The 20552-nt window shown below is 46.3% G+C and carries 19 protein-coding genes and 1 tRNA gene; 7 read left to right on the forward strand and 13 right to left on the reverse strand.

Annotated elements, in window-relative coordinates; translation table 11 throughout:
* Positions 1-19 precede the first annotated feature (19 nt).
* On the reverse strand, positions 20-1081 hold the full coding sequence (locus BUB19_RS13960; RefSeq protein WP_073095188.1) for an aldehyde dehydrogenase family protein: 1062 nt from the start codon (positions 1079-1081) through the stop codon (positions 20-22).
* Between the two features lie 42 nt (positions 1082-1123).
* Here BUB19_RS13960 and BUB19_RS13965 point away from each other — a divergent pair, with 42 nt between their 5' ends.
* From BUB19_RS13965 to cas6, 6 genes are all read left to right on the forward strand, one after another.
* Positions 1124-1303, forward strand: a complete 180-nt coding sequence (locus BUB19_RS13965; RefSeq protein ID WP_143156042.1) for a hypothetical protein — start codon at positions 1124-1126, stop codon at positions 1301-1303.
* Complete coding sequence (locus BUB19_RS13970) at positions 1291-1638, forward strand: 4Fe-4S binding protein (protein WP_073095190.1); 348 nt, start codon at positions 1291-1293, stop codon at positions 1636-1638. Before BUB19_RS13965 ends, BUB19_RS13970 begins: the two co-directional genes overlap by 13 nt.
* Positions 1639-1810: 172 nt before the next feature.
* Positions 1811-2161 carry a DUF3276 family protein gene (locus BUB19_RS13975; RefSeq protein WP_073095191.1) on the forward strand — a complete coding sequence of 117 codons (351 nt, stop codon included), beginning with the start codon at positions 1811-1813 and terminating at the stop codon, positions 2159-2161.
* Between the two features lie 132 nt (positions 2162-2293).
* A complete protein-coding gene (locus BUB19_RS13980) occupies positions 2294-3385 on the forward strand; it encodes an AI-2E family transporter (protein WP_073095192.1) in 1092 nt (363 codons plus the stop codon).
* Positions 3386-3390: 5 nt separating this feature from the next.
* Positions 3391-4488, forward strand: coding sequence for a redox-regulated ATPase YchF (ychF, locus tag BUB19_RS13985; RefSeq protein WP_073095193.1), 1098 nt, complete (start codon positions 3391-3393; stop codon positions 4486-4488).
* 109 nt (positions 4489-4597) lie between these two features.
* Positions 4598-5491 carry a CRISPR-associated endoribonuclease Cas6 gene (gene cas6 / locus BUB19_RS13990; RefSeq protein WP_073095194.1) on the forward strand — a complete coding sequence of 298 codons (894 nt, stop codon included), beginning with the start codon at positions 4598-4600 and terminating at the stop codon, positions 5489-5491.
* 45 nt (positions 5492-5536) lie between these two features.
* Here the strand turns inward: cas6 and BUB19_RS13995 are convergent, their stop codons facing one another.
* The 9 genes from BUB19_RS13995 to BUB19_RS14035 form a co-directional block, all read right to left on the reverse strand.
* Positions 5537-6826, reverse strand: a complete 1290-nt coding sequence (locus BUB19_RS13995; RefSeq protein ID WP_245802854.1) for a type IX secretion system plug protein — start codon at positions 6824-6826, stop codon at positions 5537-5539.
* A gap of 3 nt (positions 6827-6829) precedes the next feature.
* On the reverse strand, positions 6830-8758 hold the full coding sequence (abc-f, locus tag BUB19_RS14000; RefSeq protein ID WP_073095196.1) for a ribosomal protection-like ABC-F family protein: 1929 nt from the start codon (positions 8756-8758) through the stop codon (positions 6830-6832).
* Positions 8759-8836: 78 nt separating this feature from the next.
* Positions 8837-9730 carry an aldose 1-epimerase family protein gene (locus BUB19_RS14005; protein WP_073095197.1) on the reverse strand — a complete coding sequence of 298 codons (894 nt, stop codon included), beginning with the start codon at positions 9728-9730 and terminating at the stop codon, positions 8837-8839.
* Between the two features lie 93 nt (positions 9731-9823).
* Positions 9824-9905: transfer RNA gene (locus tag BUB19_RS14010), tRNA-Leu, on the reverse strand.
* 61 nt (positions 9906-9966) lie between these two features.
* Positions 9967-10431, reverse strand: coding sequence for a GNAT family N-acetyltransferase (locus BUB19_RS14015; RefSeq protein ID WP_073095198.1), 465 nt, complete (start codon positions 10429-10431; stop codon positions 9967-9969).
* 52 nt (positions 10432-10483) lie between these two features.
* Entirely contained in the window at positions 10484-10969 is a 486-nt protein-coding gene (locus tag BUB19_RS14020) for a methylated-DNA--[protein]-cysteine S-methyltransferase (RefSeq protein ID WP_073095199.1), read from the reverse strand.
* Positions 10970-11542: 573 nt separating this feature from the next.
* A complete protein-coding gene (locus tag BUB19_RS14025) occupies positions 11543-12595 on the reverse strand; it encodes a 2-oxoacid:ferredoxin oxidoreductase subunit beta (protein WP_073095200.1) in 1053 nt (350 codons plus the stop codon).
* Entirely contained in the window at positions 12570-14435 is a 1866-nt protein-coding gene (locus BUB19_RS14030) for a 2-oxoacid:acceptor oxidoreductase subunit alpha (protein ID WP_073095201.1), read from the reverse strand. Before BUB19_RS14030 ends, BUB19_RS14025 begins: the two co-directional genes overlap by 26 nt.
* Positions 14432-16213 (reverse strand): FAD-dependent oxidoreductase, encoded by a 1782-nt coding sequence (locus BUB19_RS14035; protein WP_073095309.1) that lies wholly within the window; start codon positions 16211-16213, stop codon positions 14432-14434. The genes BUB19_RS14030 and BUB19_RS14035 overlap by 4 nt, the downstream gene beginning before the upstream one ends.
* 287 nt (positions 16214-16500) lie before the next feature.
* Between BUB19_RS14035 and BUB19_RS14040 the strand changes: the two genes are divergently transcribed.
* Complete coding sequence (locus BUB19_RS14040) at positions 16501-17145, forward strand: SprT family zinc-dependent metalloprotease (protein ID WP_073095202.1); 645 nt, start codon at positions 16501-16503, stop codon at positions 17143-17145.
* Here BUB19_RS14040 and rmuC read toward each other — a convergent pair.
* From rmuC to BUB19_RS14055, 3 genes are read right to left on the reverse strand one after another with little or no spacing between them, the layout of a single operon-like run.
* Positions 17142-18491: a DNA recombination protein RmuC gene (gene rmuC, locus BUB19_RS14045; protein WP_073095203.1), complete on the reverse strand. Its 1350-nt coding sequence runs from the start codon at positions 18489-18491 to the stop codon at positions 17142-17144. The genes BUB19_RS14040 and rmuC overlap by 4 nt on opposite strands.
* A gap of 19 nt (positions 18492-18510) precedes the next feature.
* Positions 18511-19293, reverse strand: a complete 783-nt coding sequence (gene rlmB / locus BUB19_RS14050) for a 23S rRNA (guanosine(2251)-2'-O)-methyltransferase RlmB (RefSeq protein ID WP_073095204.1) — start codon at positions 19291-19293, stop codon at positions 18511-18513.
* Positions 19266-20489 carry a GWxTD domain-containing protein gene (locus tag BUB19_RS14055; RefSeq protein WP_245802855.1) on the reverse strand — a complete coding sequence of 408 codons (1224 nt, stop codon included), beginning with the start codon at positions 20487-20489 and terminating at the stop codon, positions 19266-19268. The genes rlmB and BUB19_RS14055 overlap by 28 nt, the downstream gene beginning before the upstream one ends.
* Positions 20490-20552: the final 63 nt, after the last annotated feature.

Below are 20552 nucleotides of genomic sequence, written 5' to 3' on the forward strand. Positions count from 1 at the left end.
TATACTGGATTTAAAAAAGTTAGCCGTGTTTTTGAGGGTCGGCGGCACGCTTGCGGATTTCCTTTTCAAGGTTTGATAAAAAGGCCATCGTATCTACTTTGTCGGCATAGTCATATACTTCCGGGCGCTGGGCTTTTCCCATAGGAATGCTACCTTCAAACCAGGCATTTCTGGATACCAGGCACTGTATTTTGTCTGCTGCTTCTGTCAATTGTTTTTCTAGTGCCTTCACATCGGAATAATATTCGTAGTAGACCACCGCAATGGGCGACACGAATTGCTGGCTTTCTTCCAGCAATAAATGTCCGTTATCCAGGTGGGCTGTCCTATTCACCAGCAGCTTAGACTTGTTGTATTCATAATTGTTCAGGTATTTGTGGTGTTCTATTACCTGATGTGCAGTATCCATTCCTTCCAGAAAAGCAATCAATGAAGACTCCCCGGGTACGTATATTTTGGAAACATTCCTGCAGCCCAGGCCAAAATATTGAAAAATGTCCTTTGCGAGCAAATCCCAGTCCTCAGGGCATTCCTGCCCATCCAAAATAGCAACTGCTGTTCGGTTTTTGCGGATAATATGGGGGTACCTCCCAAAGTAATAATCGAAATACCGGGCTGAATTATCACTGCCTGTGGCGATATAGGCATCCATTCCATTTAGCCTTTCTTCAAATGAAATGGTCTGTGCCCATGATTCAGAAACATCTCTGAGACGCGCTCTCAGCCAGGGGATCATCACATTGTCTGAGGAAGAAAGTTTGATTTTTGCATGGTGCCCGGAAAGCAATACACAAAGCAGATCATGAAAGCCTACTCCCGGGATATTTCCTGCCATGACGATGCCGATGTTCCTCGGCTCAGACATTGCATCGGATAAATCGTATTGTGACAACCAGGGCCTGATTTTTTCGGGATCAAGGTAATTGATGATCCCTTCCAATGCCAAAGCCGACTGATCTGGCGTAAACCAGCTATTCTGATGCCGCATGCGGTCAAATAAATTGAATTTTTCCGCTTCCGGGGTGTTAATGATGCATTGCTGCCAGTCGGATATAAGGTTTATTTTTTGGTTGAGATTCATAGGATGGATCCCTGCATAATGGAGGGCTGTTATATAAGTGAAATGAGCTCCAAAGATAAAAAAATGTCGTGGATTGAGGGTTTTATTTCTGGTAAAATAGTTAGCACAACAATTAATGTATGGATTTTATTTTACGCTAACTGGAATTATTTTACTTGTGAGATTGTATTTTGGTTAGTAGTTTTGCAAACAAACAAAAAAGAAGAAAAATGGCAATCATGATAACCGATGAGTGCATCAATTGTGGTGCATGTGAACCTGAATGTCCCAATACTGCCATTTATGAGGGCGGTATAGAGTGGACCTGGGGTGGAGGTACGGAACTCAAGGAAGTCACCCTGGAAGACGGAACAGTCGTGAGTGGAGATGAGAAACAGGAGCCGGTTTCCGATGAATTTTATTACATAGTAACGCAGAAATGTACAGAATGTACGGGATTTCATGAGGAACCACAGTGTGCGGCGGTCTGTCCGGTAGACTGCTGTGTTGACGATCCGGATCACAGGGAGTCTGAAGAAGAGTTGTTGGCCAAAAAGCAATTTCTGCATGGAGAATAGCCATATAGGTAGCTTTCGCCGTTTTTTATACTCATAAAACTGTCTTTTCCAATAGGTAATTTGAACAATATCCCAAATTTTCTAAAAAAAAACGTTCAATAACTTGAATTTGATGCTTGAATTGGTTTAACTTGGCATTAAATTCATTTTTAAAAAAATAAATGTTCGGATAGTGGAAAATAACAAAGATTACGAAAGAGATGAGATTTTCACCAAAAGGGTGAAGGCTGGAAAAAGGACCTATTTTTTTGACGTGAAAGCTACCCGGTCCAACGATTACTACCTGACCATCACGGAGAGCAAAAGGAAGATTAAAGATGATAACTTTATTTACGAGAAACATAAGATTTTCTTGTACAAAGAAGATTTCGCAAAATTCGTAGAAGCCCTTCAGGATGCTGTAGATCACGTAAAAAATGATTTGATGGCAGATTTTGACTTCTCACAGTTTGATACCGAGCCGGAACCTTCCGAATCTAATAATGATAATAACAAATTTGGAGAGGATCTGAAGTGGGATTGAGCGATCCGGAAGCCCTCGCTTTTGGCGAAAGCTGTAAAAATATATTGCGCTATGAATGTTAACGAATTGGGGAAATGTAGCTGAGTTGCTCAGGTGCATTTACCGGATTCGTTTTTTTGTTATTTTTGAAATATGTTCAAGGTAGTCCTCACAGCGATTATTTTTACCACACTTGTATTTTTGCTGGGTTGGTATTTTTCAGATATCAGCTTGTATTTCGTCTTTTCCATGGTTTTGGCTGCGGCACTTCGTCCACTGACGAATAAAATCAACAACCTGTATGTCTGGGGACAACACATTCCCCGGTCGATGGCCATTTTGCTGTCCTTTCTGGCAATCCTTTCGGTAGTCTTTTTATTGATACTGCTCTTTACACCCCTGCTCCGCTCGCAAATAGAACTGTTAAAGGATCTGGACATCAATTACCTGTATGACCAGATACAGCGACCCATAGACAACTTCGAAGCCATACTCATACAGTTGAACCTGATTGACAACGAACCCGGCTACCTGATCAACCTGGTACGCGAAAACCTGATCAGCAGCCTGAATGAAGTAAATTTTCAAGGATTCATCAACCGCGTAATTTCTGCTACCAGTAGCTTTTTTATCGGAATACTTGCAGTTGGTTTCATCACGTTTTTTCTGCTCCTTGAAAATGGACTGTTGCGCAGAAATCTGATGAATTTTATACCCAATAAGTACTTTGAATTGTCGGTTGCTACTTTTCACAAGGTCGAGCGATTGCTTTCCAACTACCTGCTGGGCTTATTGATCCAAATGTCGGTTATCTTTTCCATCGCTTCGATTGGGCTTACCATTGCCAATATAGAGTATGCCATGACCATTGCGGTATTTGCCGCAGTGGCAAATCTGATACCTTATGCCGGCCCAATACTGGGAGCTACCTTTGGTGTGCTGGTGGGACTTTCTACCGGAGAATTCAATGCGGCCAGTGAGATATATTTTTTCCTGATTAAGATTCTGGCGGTGTTTTCGATAGTTCAGTTGAGTGACAATGTGATATTGCAGCCTTTTATTTTTTCGAAATCGGTGAAAGCCCATCCGCTAGAAATATTTGTGATTATCTTTGTGGGTGCAAAAATTGCCGGGGTGCTGGGAATGATCTTTGCCATACCCGTTTATACCATTTTCAGGGTTTCGATTAAGGAATTGTACAAAGGGTATAAAGAATACAGAATATTTAAAATAGACAAGATTTAACATTCATGGGATTAAAATGTGGGATTGTTGGCTTGCCAAACGTAGGGAAGTCAACTTTATTCAACGCAATATCAAGTGCAAAAGCAGAAGCAGCAAATTTTCCTTTTTGTACCATAGAGCCTAATGTAGGCGTGGTAACGGTTCCGGACAACAGATTGCAGGTATTGGAAAGCCTGGTAAATCCGCAGAAGGTGGTTCCCACGGTTATAGAATTTGTAGACATCGCAGGTCTGGTGAAAGGCGCAAGCCGTGGGGAAGGCCTGGGGAATAAGTTTCTGGCAAATATTCGGGAAGTGGATGCCATTATCCATGTAATTCGCTGTTTTGAAGATCCCAATGTCGTTCATGTGGCTGGGTCGGTAGATCCGGTATTCGATAAGGAAGTCATTGATACGGAACTACAATTGAAGGATCTGGAATCTGTGGATAAGAAAATCCTGCGTTTGGAGAAAGTAGCCAAAAGTGGGGATGCCAAAGCCAGGAAGGCCATGGAAAGCCTTCAAAAATTCAGGGAGGCCCTGAAAGCTGGCCAGAATGCCAGGGCAGTAGATGCAGACGAAGATGACCTGGAAGCCATCAGGGATATTCATCTGCTGACCATAAAGCCTGTACTATATGTGGCCAATGTGGACGAGGAGAGCATCCAAACTGGCAACAAGCATGTAGATCAGCTCAAAATGGAGGTAGGGAAAGAGCATGCCGAAGTGATCATGCTATGCGCAGCGCTGGAGGCCCAGATCGCCGAGTTTGATGATGAAGAAGAGAAACAGATGTTTTTGGGTGAATATGGTCTGGAAGAGAGCGGCTTAAACCGTTTGATTGGAGCTGCGTATAAGTTACTGAATCTGATCACTTACTTCACTGCCGGAGTTCAGGAGGTGAGGGCATGGACCATCAGGAAAGGGTGGAAGGCACCAGCAGCAGCGGGAGTGATACATACTGATTTTGAAAAAGGATTTATCAAAGCAGAGGTGATCAAATTGAAGGATTACGAACAGTTCAAGACGGAAGCAATTTGCCGTGAAAACGGGAAAATTGCAGTTGAAGGTAAAGAATATGTAGTTTGTGACGGAGATATCATGCATTTTCGCTTCAATGTATAAACATATTGAAATATTATTGTTAAGTTTGTTGCAACTTATTTACCCATAAATTAGTTTATTCTGTAAATTGATGTATTTAATCATTGTTTAACTTTTCATTTTTAACGTCGTGAGAATTAGATTAATATTTTCCTTAAAAAACAAAGGTGCTTACTTACCTTTTCACCACCAGTACATCCTTGCTCAATTTCTTAAGGGCTTGATCGTAAAAGGTGGGCAAGAGGAGTTTTTTAACTACAATTACTTTAACTTCTCTGGTTTGAAAGGTCAAACCAAAGTAAGTAGGAGTGGGTTGCATTATTACTCCAGCTTAGTCACCCTCGTTGTATCCGCTCCGGATGAAGCCTTTATCGATTACTTGTTGGAACAGGTATTCAAAACCCCGAAAATTGAGTTGGGAAATCTGATTTTGTCCCCGGAGTACACCGAAAAAGAAATTGAACCGCCCCTGGAGACCTCCAACAAGTTCGTTTGTATTTCTCCGCTGGTATTGCTGACACCGACTTTTGATGATGAGTCTGGTAAGAGGTTTATCAATCCCGATACGGATGAGTTTTCAGATCTTCTGTATGAGTCAACTTTGACCAGAATGGAAAAATCGGGCTGGTATGACCAGGAGCAAATGGAATCATTCTACAAGTTTCAGGTAGTACCCGACATGAACTACGTCAACAAATTGCGGGAACAGCAGAAAAAGTTTGCGAGAATCTACTCCGTTTATGATATGGACGTGAAATATGAGGTTCGGGGCTATACACTTCCCTTCACCTTATATGCGGCAGGAGAGGTACAGGATTTTGTATTCAAATGTGGCCTTGGAGCATTTACCCACAAGGGTTTTGGCATGCTCGACCTGGCCAACAATATGCCGAGCCAGCGTACAGAACCCTATAAATTCAAGAGAGAAGGTTTTGTCCCTTACCGCTCACAATCCCATGAGCCGAGGAAAAATGACGAGCGGGCTGAGGGGAATAGCAGTAGCTCGGAAGAAGAAAATGATTGATTAAAAAAAAACCCGGTTAGACCCGGGTTTTTTTATGCTTTTTGCTCAAAACCGGCGCTTGTTCGGGTTGAGTATGGTATATCCGATCAATTCGTCGTAGCGGGAACCCATATCCCGGTAATAGAAAAACACTTCATATTCATTTTCTGTCTGGAAATGGTTACCTTCAAAAGGTTCCGGCTTCCAGCCCGAATCGCCGCGGACTGCATATTGGTAGTCGTACCAGCCTTGTTTTAAAAACAAGGTGGCCTGGTACCTTCCTGTGGCCTGGTCATACACCATTTTGGCATTCGGGTTTTTTCCCCAGTTGCTCAAAGCGCCTAATACGACCGGCGGGCTGGATAAGGGTGCAGATTCCAGATTAAAGGTTAGCAAAACATATTCACTTTCCAGTTCGTGGTTTTGCCGTTCTACGTTGAAAATTCCGTATTGGCCATTGATATCCAAATATTCCAGGTAGCTCTGTCCCTTCCGGGGTTGGTCTTCTCCCGCCTCCGCAAATACCACGTCCTCTTCCATGCGCACGGCAGCAATATTCCTTCCTCTCGTCCGGACGTACCGCAGGTCTACAAATCGGAATTCATTTCCGGCTTCGAATGTATTGCTGCCATCAAATAATTGATATTGAAGCTGTTTGAGATCTTCGCGGATATTGTTGTACTTCAACCCTACAATCGCATTGTCCCATCTTTGATTTTGCCGGATCACCAATGTGGTGCTGTTCAGGGGATCGATAAGTTCCCGGTTGCTGAAACTGACATTTACATTGATTTGCTGGGCGGTTCTCCGATCTTCATTTTTACTGGGTGGTACCACTGAAGCTCCTACCGCAAGTTGATTGTCATATACCATAAAGCGACGTGTAAATAATGTATTCGACTCATCCCGGCCACGATACACTTTGATGATGTAGTTTCCGCTGCGGCTCACACCTGGGATTTGAAAAGTATAGTGGATGTAGGGTACCCTGGTATTTATACTGTATTCGTAGTTATCTACATTGAATTCGTTGTATTGTTCCAGGTAATCTGCATCCCGCAATCCGGAGCGGGTCCAGTCCGCGTTGCAATGGATGATCTTGGCCGAATATCTGTCTGCTTCATAGGCAATATCATCAAACTGAAGCACCAGTGGTACAGGGCTCCTGAGGGCGATAACGGGTGAGCTCATCTGTGCCGAGAAGTCGCCTGAGGCAGGAAAGAGTTGTACCGTCTGAATATTTTCTTCAAAGACCTGGTCGCTATAAACCTTTTGTGCCTCTGATAGAAAAGGGAACACCAGCAGGTAAAGCAAAAAAGGGTGGGGGGTAAATTTCATGACGACGGAGTAGGTCATTTTTTATGATCCCTGAAGGCTTTCGATCTGTTCAGCCAGGGTTTCCCATTCTTTACTGAGTTTTTCCTCCTCCCGGCGCAGCCGGGCATAGGAGGCATTGAGCTCTTGCATATGGGCTTCGTTTTCATAAACGTCCGGGCTCGCCAATTGATTTTCCAGGTCCAGCTTTTTATTTTCCAGTCTTGTAATCTCCTCTTCAAGTTTTTCCAGGGCTTTCTCCTTTTCCCGCAAGGCTGACTTTATTGCAGGATCTTTGCCATTATTGCTGATCGTTTTTCCTGCAGGTGGCTGCGTTTCTTTTTTTGCAGGTGTTTCTGTTGGCTTTTCCGGTTTAGGAGTTTGTCTGGAGCGCCAGTACACGTACTCATCATAGGTGCCCGGGTATTCCTTGATCTGCTGATCTTCAATGTACCAGATCTTGTTGGCCACTCCCTGTATGAAAAGACGGTCGTGAGAAACCGTGACGAAAGTACCTTCATATTGCTGAAGAGCTTGGGTAAGGATATTGACCGATTGAATGTCAAGATGGTTGGTAGGTTCATCCAGTAACAGGAAATTGGCTTCAGAGATCAGTGTTTTGGCCAGTGCCACCCTGGACTTTTCACCTCCCGAAAGGACTTTTATTTTCTTGAAAACGTCTTCATTGGTAAAAAGAAAGCAGCCCAGTACATTCCGGAGTTCGGTCTCTGTTTTTTTACTTCCAGCCTGTGCCATTTCCTGGAGGATTTCGTTGTTGATATTCAGCGCTTCAAGCTGGTGCTGGGCAAAAAAGGACTTGATCACATTGTAGCCTTCTTCCCGCTCACCCTGTATGGGTTCGGAACCATCGATGATCCTCAATAAAGTAGATTTCCCTTTACCATTGGCCCCGATGAGGGCAATTTTGTCCCCCCTTTCGATGCGGGCATGGGCATTGCCCAGGATGTGCAGGTCTCCGAAGGATTTAGATACTCCGTCCAACACCACTACGTCCCGGCCGGATTTTTGGGTAAATTTAAATTTGAAGTTGACGGAAACCTCATCCCTTACTACCTCTGAGACCCTTTCCATCCGGTCCAGCGCTTTTACCCGCGACTGCACCTGATTGGACTTGGTAGCCTTGGCCCGGAAGCGCTCAATAAATCGTTCCGTTTGTTTGATCATCTGTTGTTGATTCTCATAGGCATTTTGCTGGATTTCTTCGCGGGCTACTTTCTCTTTTTTGTAAAACGCATAGTTTCCGGCATAGCTGGTCAGGTTTCCCTGGGAAACCTCCACGGTAGTCTCACTGCAATTGTTTAAAAATGTCTGGTCGTGAGACACCACTACCACCGCTCCTTCATAGGATTTGAGGTAGTTTTCTACCCACTGTATCGAGGGCAAATCCAGGTGGTTGGTGGGTTCGTCCAGCATGAGGAGCGACGGTTTTTCCAGCAGCAGCTTGGCCAGCATGACGCGCATTCTCCACCCTCCCGAAAAAGTTTTTAACGGCCGGCTCAGGTCTGCTGTCTGAAATCCAATTCCTTCCAGTACTTCCTCCGCTTTGGCCTTGATGGTATAGCCTTCATGGGCCTCAAATCTCTCCTGAAGGTGAGCCAGCTTTTCGATGACCTGGTCTGAATAGTCGGTCTCCATTTGTTTGAGCACAGCGTCAATCTCCTCCTGCAGGGCAAGGGTGTCTTTAAACGCTTCCAATGCCACATCCAAAATGCTGTCTTCCGACTGATAAGAAAGCAAGTCCTGATTCAGAAAGCCTATGGTACAGTCTTTCGCCTTCTGGATTTCCCCGGCACTGGGCTGTATGTCACCGTAAATAATTTTCAGTAAGGTGGATTTTCCTGACCCATTGATGCCCACCAGACCAATTTTGTCTTTGGGCTTGATGTGTAGGGATGCATTTTCATACAGGGGCCGCCCCCCGAGGTAATAAGAGAGATTATTGATGGATAACATGCCGCAAAATTAAGAAAACAAAGTGGTTTTTAGCAGGTTTGGAAAAAGGATTTCAACTGCCGCCTGCAATTTGGCGGTTTAACCCAGGAGTTCGACCTGATATGTTGCTGCATGAAAGCTACCGGGAGAAAGCCTAATGATTCCCAATTTGCTTTTAAGTTCTCCATCGTGATCCGTTGTATCAGCTATGCCATTCCAGGGTTCTATGCAAACAAACCCTGCATTATCCTCTTTAGTCCAGAGGCCAAGCCATCGAAAATCGGGAAATTGCATGGCATACCCTTTTCCGGTTTTTTTGCTGCGGATACGAAGGCCTGTAAACGATTGCACATCAAAAATCAGGGCGTCATGACGGAATAAATCATATCCCATCGGAAGCTTTCCCTGCTTTAGGTCAAGCTTCTTTCGCTTCCGGCCAATCAGGCCGTTTTCCAAGGCGTAAATGGGGAGGGAGGACAAGCTTTGCTTTCCGAAGTCCAACTCATAATCTTCAAATCGCTCCCGGTCGGGAAGTAGTGGACATCTAAAGCCAGGATGAGCACCTATGCTGAAAAATAGCTCCTGTCCGGCTGAGGGATTATTTACCCTGTAATCCACCTGCAGCCGGCTGTCGGAAAGCGTGTATCGGACGATCAGTTCAAAATCAAAAGGAAATCGTTTCAGGCTTTCCCTGTCAGCGTTCAAAACCAATGACAGATGTTGTTCAGAATGTTCCAGCAATTGGAAGCTACAGTCACGGGCAAAACCATGTTGATTCAACGAATAAGTCTGGCCGGCATGCTGGTAACTATCGTTTTTAAGTCTTCCTACGATGGGGAAAAGTACAGGCGCATGCCTGCCCCATACTGCAGGGTCAGCCTGCCAGAGATACTCAAGCCCCCGGTATTTAAGGGAAATACATTCAGCCCCCAGGCTGGAAATGCTGGCTTCTACTGATTCATTCTTTAACGTGTAAACGGCTGCTTCTGACATAAAGGATAAAAGTTAAGATTAAATGGCATACAGGTAAAATTGTGAAAAAGTAGATCAAAAAAAAACCTTTCCAGAAAAAAGGAAAGGTTAATGTGCGCACGAGAAGATTCGAACTTCCACACCCGAAGGCACCACCCCCTCAAGATGGCGTGTCTACCAGTTTCACCACGTGCGCAGTTTGGAGAGGCAAAAGTAGGTATATATTGGCATCAGTGCAAACAAAAATTGAGAGAAATTCAGTCAAACAAAAATTCCATCTTTATGTCACAACGCTGGTAGGTGCCGGGTTCCATGGGGATTTCCCTGAATCCTAATCTCCGGTACAAGGCAATGGCAGGAGCAAGGACGGAATTGCTGTAGAGCAGTACTTTCCCTGCACCCTGCCCTCTCGCCCAGTCAAGCGCAGCCTGTCCCAGCAGCCATCCGATGCCCTGTCCCTGAGCTTTGGACAATACCCCCATTTTGATCAGCTCAAATTGTTGCCCGCCCATATTTTTCATTCCTACGGTACCCACAATCTCTCCTTTCCACTCGGCAAAAAGCACTTGTCCGCCAGGATTGATCAGTGTTTCTACCGGGTGTTGCAACTGGGCGAAGTCAAAGGGCTCCATGGCAAAGAATCTTTCAATCCATTCCCGGTTGATGGAGAGAAAGTAAGGAGCGAGCCCCTCACTATAGGGTAAAATATTTACCTTTTCCATAGCCAAAAATAAACAAGTCTGGAAGTAAAATAAAGTCTTTGGAGACTAGAATTTAAAAACCAAGGTCAAATTGGTTGCCCGGTTTTCCTCTTGATTCGAGCTGTAGCAATTTGAGTTTTCGCCACAGTCCTCCGGCATATCCGGTAAGCTCCCCGGTACTGGCAATGATGCGGTGACAGGGGATAATTACCAGCAGAGGGTTGGTGCCAATAGCCGCCCCCACTGCCCGTACAGCAGTAGCTTTGGAAAGCTTCCTGGCAATATGCTGGTAGGAAACGGTATCGCCGAAAGGTACTTTGTTTACCTGCATCCACACCGATTTCTGAAACTCAGTTCCACCAATGCCTACGGGAATATCAAAAATTTTTAAATCGCCTTTGAAATACGCGTCCAACTGGGCCATGATATCCAAAAAGAAAGGACTCCCGGCACCAGACGAAGGCTGATCCTCCGTGAAACGACAAGACAACAGGAAATCGTCTTCGGCAATAAGCCGGATATTTCCCAGGGGGGACGCCATTACCATTGTTTCTTTCATATCCGCTACATCTTTAAAACCAAAACATGGTTTGACCTAACTGATTGGCAGTGAATCACTGCCATTGTTCTAAATGTGATAAGCTATGTTCAGCCCTTTTCAATAAAAATACATACGACTACCGGCTTTTGATAAGATTGGTACCGGTAAAAGGGTAAACGTTTTAACAGGTTTCGGCGGAAAATGTTGCCGGTATTTGTACCACCGATGGGCTATCGGTCGGATAAAGGTAGCGTTTATTTAGGTTTCTACCAACTGTCCGCAAACTGTACTATTAAATTGCATGATGTACGGACTTCCTGAATGAGGTCTGTGGCATCCAAAAAAGAAATGTAACAGAATCTGCCCAAAGCAGTTTAGGCTTCTTCTTTCTTCCAACTCCAAGGGTTTGTTTGAATCAGAAAGTCCTCAGACCAGTTGGGTTTGGGTTGAAAATCAGGTAAATACAGAATGTCAATAGCAGTGATATGAGATTTTTACCCTGATTATCAATTTCTTATGAGGTTATGTCCGGAAGGATCGTACCTTGCGGGTATTATCAGCGTGTTCCATCTTGTTCAGAGCTGGTTCTACCTATCGCAGGCTGGCATTGATGGCTTCCAGTGCTTTCTTTCCCGGACTTAATGTGGCTTCATCTAACGTATTGAAGGCTGTATCTGATGTGTCGAGAATATCATGCAGGTCTCCAAATTCGGTATTGATGTATAGCAGACCAGTGAGAATCTCATTTCTGGCCCTTGCCTGCTGCATGGCGTTAACAGCCGAGAGCCTGTCCTCCGGATTCCATTCCGGTGCAAGTTTGTGCAACCTCATGAGGGTACCGTCGTGTAGCGCCACAGATGTATCCGTGCCTGCTTCATATTGAGCCTGTATAGCCTTCCTTTCCGGTACAAAATCGAAGGTGCCTGTAGCCTGCATGTGTTCCCGTACGTAATCATAGGATTTGGTAGAGCCGGGGTTGTTGTTAAAAGTCACACAAGGAGACATGACATTGATAAATGCCAGCCCCTTGTGCTGTATGGCTGCTTTGATCAGGGGCACCAGTTGCTGTTTGTCTCCACTGAAACTCTGTGCGACAAAGGTAGCACCCAACTCTACGGCCAGGCTGGCCAGATCTACCGGTTGAAAGGGATTGATGTGTCCCGATTTGCTGGCCGATCCCACGTCTGCTGTGGCCGAGTCCTGCCCCTTGGTGAGACCATAGCAGCCATTGTTCATGACAATATAAACCATGTTCAGGTTTCTACGGATGGCGTGGACAAACTGACCCATACCTATGGAGGCCGTGTCTCCATCACCTGAAACACCAAAATAGACCATGTTTTTATTGGCCAGATTTGCACCGGTGGCTACCGAGGGCATGCGTCCATGCACGGAATTGAAACCATGCGAATTTCCAAGAAAGTAGGCCGGGGTTTTAGACGAGCAGCCGATGCCTGATATTTTAGCCACCAGGTGGGGCTCTATCGACAATTCGAAACAGGCCTGCACGATGGTGGCGCTGATGCTGTCATGGCCGCATCCTGCGCACAGGGTAGAAATGGTACCCTCATATTCTTTAAGGGTATACCCCAGTTTGTTCTTGGGTAGTTTCGGATGTCTAAATAAGGGTTTCAGATACGTCATGGGGCACCGTGTTTTTTTGCTTCAAATAATCGGAAATCTGTAATACAATCTGATCTGCAGTAATGGGCATGCCGTCGTAGTTCAGCACAGAGACCAGTTTCTCTGGATTCATTTGCATCTCATTTATGATCAGGCTGCGAAGCTGCCCGTCACGGTTTTGTTCGATGATGAATACCAATTTGTGGCTTCGGATAAAGTTTTCGGTTTCAGCGCTGAAGGGAAAAGATTTAATGCGAATCGCATCCAATCGGATTTCTTTTTCTTCCAGTAGGTCTTTTGCCTCCTCTGAGGAGTAGGTAGAGGTTCCAAAAAACAGCATTCCTATCTCACTTTGGTTCACTGTCTGATACAATTGTGGAGGTGGAACGATCTTTTTGGCCGTTTCCCATTTGACTTCCAGCCTGTCCATGTTGCGTTTGTAGGCCGCGCTGTCCTCTGTATAGACCGCATACTCGTCCCGGGAGGTACCTCTGGTGGTGAAGGCGCCTTTTGAAGGGTGAGTTCCCGGATAAGTGCGGTAGGGGATCCCATCCCCTTCGTTGTCCAGGTATCTGCCGTACCGGCCCATGGCGTCCAGATCTTCCCTGGTGAGCACCTTGCCCCGGTCATACTTTCGGTCATCTTCCCAACGGAACGGTTCGCTCATGTGGTCATTCATGCCCAGGTCCAGGTCTGTCATCAGTATAACTGGTGTTTGCAGCCGGTCGGCCAGGTCAAAGGCCTCGGCAGTGAGGCGGAAACATTCGTCTGGCGATGCCGGAAAAAGCAAGGGATGCCGGGTGTCCCCGTGAGAAGCATATGCGGCCAGGGTAATGTCCGACTGCTGGGTGCGCGTAGGCATGCCGGTACTGGGGCCGGCACGTTGAACATCTATCAGCACCGCAGGAACTTCGGCGAAATAGGCCAGCCCTATAAATTCATTCATCAACGAGACCCCGGGACCGCTGGTGGCAGTAAGCGCACGGGCGCCATTCCAGTTGGCGCCGATGACCATTCCCATGGCGGCCAGTTCATCCTCTGCCTGTACCACCGCATAATTGTGCTTGCCGGTTTCGGGATCGACCCGATAATTTGCAGCAAACTTTTCATAAGCCTCGGCTACCGAGGTAGAGGGTGTGATCGGATACCAGGCCATCACCGTAGCCCCACCATATACGGCACCCAGGCCACAGGCTGTATTTCCATCCACCAGGATTTTATCCCTGACAAGGTCCCGGCGTTCCAGGTAGAAATCAAGCGGGTAGTCAAAATGCTCCCTGACGTATTCCATGCCCAGTTTGAGTGCAGTTATATTGGGGGCAATCAATTTTTCCTTGCCCGCAAATTGTTCTTTGAGCAGGCTTTCCAGCACTGCAAACTCAATTTGCAGGAGTACGGAGAGGGCTCCTACGTAAATGATGTTTTTAAACAATTGGCGTTGCCTGGGATTACTGAAATTTTCATTGGCCAGTTCCATCATGGGGATGCCGAGATAATGGATGTTTTCCCGAATTAGGTCCGGCGCCAGTTTTTTGGTACTGTCGTAAACCAGGTAACCACCTTCCCGTACACTTTCGATGTCCTGTTTCATGCTCTGGGCATTTACAGCCACAAGCAGGTCTATGCCTTCCCTGCGGCCGAGGTAGCCTTTTTCGCTGACCCGCACTTCATACCAGGTCGGCAGTCCCTGGATATTTGATGGGAAGATATTTTTGGGCGTCACCGGTATGCCCATCCTGAAAATTGCTTTGGCAAAAAGAAAATTGGCACTGGCCGACCCGGTACCATTCACATTGGCAAAACGGGCGACGAAATTGTTTATCCGGGCTTTTGGGCGGGAAATGGCTTGTTGCGGACTCATAGGTTTTCTGCTTTGGTTACGCTGTAGAAAAATTGCTGCATGTCCCAGGCTGATGTAGGGCATCGCTCAGCGCAAAGTCCGCAGTGCAGACAGACATCTTCGTCTTTGACCATTACCCTGCCGGTTTTCAGATTTTCCGAAACCAGGATATCCTGAGATGTGTTCGTAGCCGGAACCAGTAACTTTTTCCGCAATTTAACTTCATCCTCCTCATTGGTGGTAAACGTGATGCATGAGGTAGGGCAAATGTCCATGCAGGCATCACATTCGATACAACGGTCTGCGGCGAAATCGGTTTGCACATCACAGTTGAGGCAGCGCTGGGCCTCTTTATATCCTGTAGGGGGGTCAAATCCCAGTTCCACCTCTCTTCTCCTGTCTAGCAGGGTTATGGATTTTTCTGCCTGCGGGACTACATAGCGCTGATCAATCGTCACAGGGCTGTCATAGCTCCATTCGTGAATTCCCATTTTTGTGCTGAAAAGCTTGGTATAGGGTGCGGGCCGCAGTCTGATATCTTTTCCCTGACAAAACAGGTGGATGGATACTGCTGCCTGGTGTCCATGGGCGACAGCAGTAATGACATTTTCCGGTCCGAATGCCGCATCACCTCCAAAAAATACCTTGGGATGGGTGGATTGAAAGGTTACTTTATCCACCTCAGGCATATCCCATTCATCAAATTTCAATCCCAAATCCCTTTCGATCCACGGGAAGCTGTTTTCCTGACCAATAGCGATCAAGACCTCATCTGCCTCAATGAATACGTCAGGCTCTCCCGTAGGAAGCAATTTTCTTTTGCCGGCATCATCATAAACAGCTTTAACCCGTTGAAATTTCATACCGGTGAGTTTTCCGTTTTCCACTTCAAAACTCAAAGGGACATGGTTGTCAAAGATTTCAATATCCTCGTGCATGGCGTCCTCTTTTTCCCAGGGGGAAGCCTTCATGTCTTTAAACGGGCTCCTGACCACCACCTTGACGCTTTCTCCGCCCAGTCTCCTGGAAGTTCGGCAACAATCCATAGCAGTGTTACCTCCTCCCAGTACAATGACCTTTTTGCCGATTTTGTCGATGTGTTCGAAGGCTACTCCTGCCAGCCATTCTATTCCGATATGAATGTGCGCATCTCCTTCCTTTCTTCCGGGCAATTTTGGCAAATCCCGGCCTCGGGGAGCACCGGTGCCTACAAAGACCGCATCATAATCTTTTTCCAGCACATCTTTAAGGCTTTCTACATAGGTCATAAATTGCGTATGGATGCCCAGGTCTAGAATGTAGCCTACTTCCTCATTGAGCACTTCTTCCGGGAGTCGAAATGCGGGGATCTGACTGCGCATCATGCCGCCCCCTGCGATCTGCTCGTCAAAAAGGTGGATTTCATAGCCCAGTGGCGCCAGGTCCCGGGCTACAGACAGAGAGGCAGGGCCTCCCCCTATAAGCGCAATTTTTTTACCATTGGAAGGGAATGGGGCCTGTGGCATCAGAGATTGCACGTCTCCTTTATTATCCGCGGCCACTCGTTTTAACCGGCAGATGGCCACCGGTTCTTCCTCTACGCGGCCTCTGCGGCATGCTGGCTCACAAGGTCGGTCACAGGTTCTGCCCAGAACCCCTGGAAAAACATTTGACTCCCAGTTGATCATGTAAGCTTCGGTGTATTTTTCTGCTGCAATTTTGCGGATATACTCCGGTACAGGAGTATGTGCGGGACAGGCGTATTGACAATCTACCACCTTGTGGTAATACTCCGGGTTGCGGGTATCGGTAGGTTTCATGGTATCTTGGGTTTTATTGCCCTTCACGTTTGGGCAGTTTTTGATATTGCAGAATAATTTTATAAAATAATGTCAGCTATGCAAAGATTTGTTTAAATAATTTTTTTAATTGCTTTAAACGGCCCTATTGACGGCGTAATTTTTTTCCCGTTTAATTGGTCCCAGCTTTATTCGGGTCCTTCTTTTGAGTGTTTGGCCCGGATTGCCTGAAATGGCCCATAATAATATCTCCGAATTTTTTACCGGTCCATTAAATAAGCTATTTTTGGCAGTTCAAGGATCAGCGCATGAACCGTACGGAATGGAGTAAACTATTGGATGCAAGGGTGCCGGAAAAGGCCATTCCCTATTGCTATTCTCTGTGGGAAGAGGAACCCTTTCAGTTTGAGATCACCCGCTCCAGGATCTCCAAATTGGGAGATTTCCGGTACAGAAGAGGGCATGAAATTCAGAAGATCACCATCAACCACGATTTAAACCCCTATCAGTTTCTGATCACCTTCGTACATGAAGTAGCCCACCACCGGGTTTTCAGCCAATACAGCGGAAAAGGGATTAAGCCCCATGGAGCAGAATGGAAGCGCACCTTTCGCTTTTTAATGGCTCCGCTATTGCACAATCAGGTTTTTCCCATGGATGTGTTGGTTCCGCTTCGCTTGTACATAAACAATCCCAAGGCAAGCACTGGGGCGGATTATTTTTTGATGAAAGAACTCAAAAAGTATGACATTCCAGCAGGTGCTGATCCTGCTGTACTGCTGGGAGACCTGAAGCCCGGAGCTCATTTCGACCTGAGATCCAGGGTTTTTGAAAAGCTGGAGACCAGGAGATCCCGGGTATTGTGCAGGGAAGTAGCTACCGGCAGAAACTATTTGATTTCCAGGCACGCCGAAGTAGTCGAGAAAGACAAGCAGGGGGATGTTCCTTTTTAATTTTTTCCCGAATCAGAAATTTTCTGGCGTGCATTTATGCCCAGAGCTCTGAGTTTTTCGGCCTGGGAAAGCAGATTTCCCCGTCCCGTTTTGAGCTGTTTGATGGCAGTCTGGTAGCTTTCCCGGGATTTTTCCATGTGCCTGCCGATATCTTCAAGATTTCCCAGGAAGGAAGCAAATTTATCGTACATGCGTCCGCCTCTATCCGCAATCTCTGCTGCGTTTCTGGACTGGTCATCGCGAATCCAGAGATCTTTGATCATTTTCAGGGCAGCGATAAGGTTGCTACTGCTGATCAGCAAAACTCGTTTTTTGTAGGCATATTCCCAAATGTTCCCATCTTCCTGAAGCGCAGCGATATAGGCTGCCTCCAACGGTACAAACATGATTACAAAGTCCAGGGCTTTGGCATAGGCCTCATACTGCTTGGCCGATAGCTGGTCAATATGGGTTTTGATGGCTTTCAGGTGTGTATTTAGCGCATTTTTTCGGATTTCCGTATCGGTACTGCTGCTGTACTTCTCATAGGCCATCAGCGATACCTTGGCATCAATGATCACCTTTTTGTCGTCCGGATAATGGATGATCACATCGGGCTGCATTTTTTTTCCGTCCTGCCCGAGAAGGGGTTGGCCTGAATCGTCCTTCAAAAATTCCTGTATGCTGTAATGCCGGCCTCGCTCCAATCCGGAATGCTGCAGTATGGTTTCCAGGATAGCTTCTCCCCAGTTGCCGCGGAATTTGGCATTTCCTTTCAGGGCATTGGTTAGGTTTCTGGCTTCCTCGCTGATCTGTTGGTTGAGATTGGCCAGTTCTTTTACCTTTTTTTCCAGTGAAAACCGCTCCCGGGCCTCCAGAGAATACGTTTCCTGGACCTGCTTTCTAAACGCCGCCAGATCTTTTTCTAAGGGATCTAGTACTCTGGACATATTTTCCTGGTTTTGCCGGGTAAATTTCAGGGACTTTTCCTCCAGAATCTTATTGGCCAGCAACTCAAACTCCTGCCGGAATCTTACTCCCATCTTTTCGAGTTCTTTTTCCTGGAAATTTAACTTTTCATTCAGGTGCTCCAATTGTGATTCCAACCTTGTTTTTTCTACAGCGAGGCGATACTTGTCCTGCTCTAAAGTTTTGATAGTACCGATATGGGCCTCGTTTTGCCGCAGTTGACGGTCCAGATCCTGACGCAGGAGCAGTCTGCTCTCCTGAAGGCCATCCCGTTCCAGGATCAATTCCCGCAGCTTTTCCTGAAGTACTGCCCTGTCGCGGAACCCACGGTAGCCTGCCAGGGCCAATCCTGCCAGGGCTACCACCATAAAAATCAGCATCAGCGTTTCTAATCCCATAGGTATTATTGTCGGTCTTTCAGGCAGGTTTGTTTCTCTGCCGGATGGCTTCATAGATGACGATGCCGGTAGCTACCGACACGTTCAGGCTTTCTATCTGCCCCAGCACAGGAATTTTGACAAATTCGTCACACAGTTCCATCAGCTCCTCGGATATACCATCCTCTTCCGATCCGACCAGCAGCACAGTGGGTAGGGAAAAATCCGCCGTATACATGTCACGGTGGGTTTTTTCCGTTACACCTACCACATTAAGACCGGATTTTTTCAGGTCTTTTAATGCATAGTACAGATTCTTTTCCCGGCTGACAGGCAGGAAGTTTAAGGCACCTGCAGAGGTCTTTACTGCATCAGAATTGATTTGGGCACTGCTTTTTTCGGGAATGACGATGGCATGTACGCCGGCTACTTCGGCCGTTCGTGCAATAGCTCCAAAATTACGCACGTCCGTCACCCGGTCCAGCATCAGAATGAGCGGGGCTACACCCCTGGAATAGCAAGCGTCCACCACATTGTCCAGAGAAGCATAGGCAATCGCCGAAATGTAAGCGACCACCCCCTGGTGGTTTTTTCGCGTGATCCGGTTCAGTTTGCTCTCCGGAACTTTGGTAACCGGGATTTTTTTCTCCCGCGCCATCCCAAGCAATTCCCTTAACAATTCACCTTTTAATTCCTTGTTGACCAGAATCTTGTCGATTTGCTGGTCGGCGTTTAGCGCCTCCATAATAGGCCTGATCCCAAATAGGTAGTCTTTTTGGTGCTCGTCTCTGTCGATCAGAAAACCATCCTTCCGTTTCTCCATGCGGTAATGTTTTTGAACCAGATGGGTTGATAGGCCCTGGACCGGTTCAATGTGTAATAATTAGGGGTTAGAATATTTTTTATTCGGGCAAAGGTAAAAGTAATTTTTGAATTCGAGTCCTGGGAAAGGTAGACCCAGGTTTCCTTGTCCTTATCAAAGTACACTTCCTGAGGAGGACCCATCACGATATAGACCATGCCGCGGTCTGTAGCCCAGCCTTCCTTGAAATCAGTAAATAGGATATTGGCAAACTCTACCTGTCTGAAATATTCTTTGATCAGGCTTTTTGCTATTTCCTCGTCACGCGTCATTCTGATCCAGTATTCATCCAAAGCTAATTTTTTGTTTTCTGCTGCGAGCAATGTTTCGTGCTCCTTTCTGGTAGAAATATAGGTCACCATCTGGATCATTTCTTCCCAGGTGGCCACCCTGGGAAAGGTTTGGCTGGCAGTTTTGATCATCATCCCTACCGACGAACTGGTGTCTGCCTGGATAAAATAATATCCAGCTTTCTTGAAGGGTACAGGCACATTGACGAGAAAACTTCCTTCATCGACAATTTCCGTTTCCCTGGGTACCTCGGGTGTTTTGGTCTCCATGGGTGGCAGCGGCAGGGGAAATTCGCCGGGATAATAATAATGATGCAGATTGACCCCGCGGTTACTTTTAAATAACAGAGACTCGTCGACATTTAAAAAATTCTGATCAAAGGGTATATCATTGCCATAATAGGCTCCGAAACCCGGTTGCCCGCTGACAAATGGGCTGATCAGGTCTGCATGGAAAACATATTCGTCCTGCTGGCGGGTATCCAGCGCCCTGAAGACTACATAGGCTTCCTCCTGGTCTACCGGGATGTCTACGGTTTCTTCAAAATAGAAATGTCTGTCTGTATCCGCCTTCAGCAGGTCACGGTCCAGCGCGATCAGTTGCTCGTCTTCGATATTCTGCTGGAAACTGCTTACGATAGTGTAGCTAAAAAGGTAGTTGTCAAAGTCGGGGTCCTCTTCGATCTTTTCGGCCACCATTTGAAGGGTAAAGGTCCGTTCGCCGGTTTTGATCGGTATCACTTTCAGGGATATCCTGGAGTACCTGGAATATCTCAGGTTTTGATTGAGACTTTGAAGATTATTCTGTGCATGAACCGAAAGCGACAAAAAGCAAAACACGGCCAGGCAACCCAATATTTTTTTCATGTGCAACGACTTTATTTTTTCCATAGTTGGTTTTAAAAATTAACCTTAATTTTGTTGAAAATA

Origin of the sequence: Cyclobacterium lianum (assembly GCF_900143075.1) — a bacterium.
Taxonomy (GTDB): Bacteria; Bacteroidota; Bacteroidia; order Cytophagales; family Cyclobacteriaceae; genus Cyclobacterium; species Cyclobacterium lianum.

What these genes read in the sequence shown, in the direction of transcription:
- BUB19_RS13970 (WP_073095190.1), top strand. Translation starts at nt 1,291, where the DNA reads ATGGCAATCATGATAACCGATGAGTGCATCAATTGTGGTGCATGTGAA.
- BUB19_RS14035 (WP_073095309.1), bottom strand. Translation starts at nt 16,213, where the DNA reads ATGAAACCTACCGATACCCGCAACCCGGAGTATTACCACAAGGTGGTA.
- BUB19_RS14055 (WP_245802855.1), bottom strand. Translation starts at nt 20,489, where the DNA reads ATGAAAAAAATATTGGGTTGCCTGGCCGTGTTTTGCTTTTTGTCGCTT.
- BUB19_RS14040 (WP_073095202.1), top strand. Translation starts at nt 16,501, where the DNA reads ATGAACCGTACGGAATGGAGTAAACTATTGGATGCAAGGGTGCCGGAA.
- BUB19_RS13960 (WP_073095188.1), bottom strand. Translation starts at nt 1,081, where the DNA reads ATGAATCTCAACCAAAAAATAAACCTTATATCCGACTGGCAGCAATGC.
- BUB19_RS14005 (WP_073095197.1), bottom strand. Translation starts at nt 9,730, where the DNA reads ATGTCAGAAGCAGCCGTTTACACGTTAAAGAATGAATCAGTAGAAGCC.
- rlmB (WP_073095204.1), bottom strand. Translation starts at nt 19,293, where the DNA reads ATGGAGAAACGGAAGGATGGTTTTCTGATCGACAGAGACGAGCACCAA.
- abc-f (WP_073095196.1), bottom strand. Translation starts at nt 8,758, where the DNA reads ATGTTATCCATCAATAATCTCTCTTATTACCTCGGGGGGCGGCCCCTG.
- ychF (WP_073095193.1), top strand. Translation starts at nt 3,391, where the DNA reads ATGGGATTAAAATGTGGGATTGTTGGCTTGCCAAACGTAGGGAAGTCA.
- BUB19_RS13995 (WP_245802854.1), bottom strand. Translation starts at nt 6,826, where the DNA reads ATGACCTACTCCGTCGTCATGAAATTTACCCCCCACCCTTTTTTGCTT.
- BUB19_RS13965 (WP_143156042.1), top strand. Translation starts at nt 1,124, where the DNA reads ATGAGCTCCAAAGATAAAAAAATGTCGTGGATTGAGGGTTTTATTTCT.
- rmuC (WP_073095203.1), bottom strand. Translation starts at nt 18,491, where the DNA reads ATGGGATTAGAAACGCTGATGCTGATTTTTATGGTGGTAGCCCTGGCA.
- BUB19_RS14020 (WP_073095199.1), bottom strand. Translation starts at nt 10,969, where the DNA reads ATGAAAGAAACAATGGTAATGGCGTCCCCCCTGGGAAATATCCGGCTT.
- BUB19_RS14030 (WP_073095201.1), bottom strand. Translation starts at nt 14,435, where the DNA reads ATGAGTCCGCAACAAGCCATTTCCCGCCCAAAAGCCCGGATAAACAAT.
- BUB19_RS13980 (WP_073095192.1), top strand. Translation starts at nt 2,294, where the DNA reads ATGTTCAAGGTAGTCCTCACAGCGATTATTTTTACCACACTTGTATTT.
- BUB19_RS14015 (WP_073095198.1), bottom strand. Translation starts at nt 10,431, where the DNA reads ATGGAAAAGGTAAATATTTTACCCTATAGTGAGGGGCTCGCTCCTTAC.
- BUB19_RS14025 (WP_073095200.1), bottom strand. Translation starts at nt 12,595, where the DNA reads ATGACGTATCTGAAACCCTTATTTAGACATCCGAAACTACCCAAGAAC.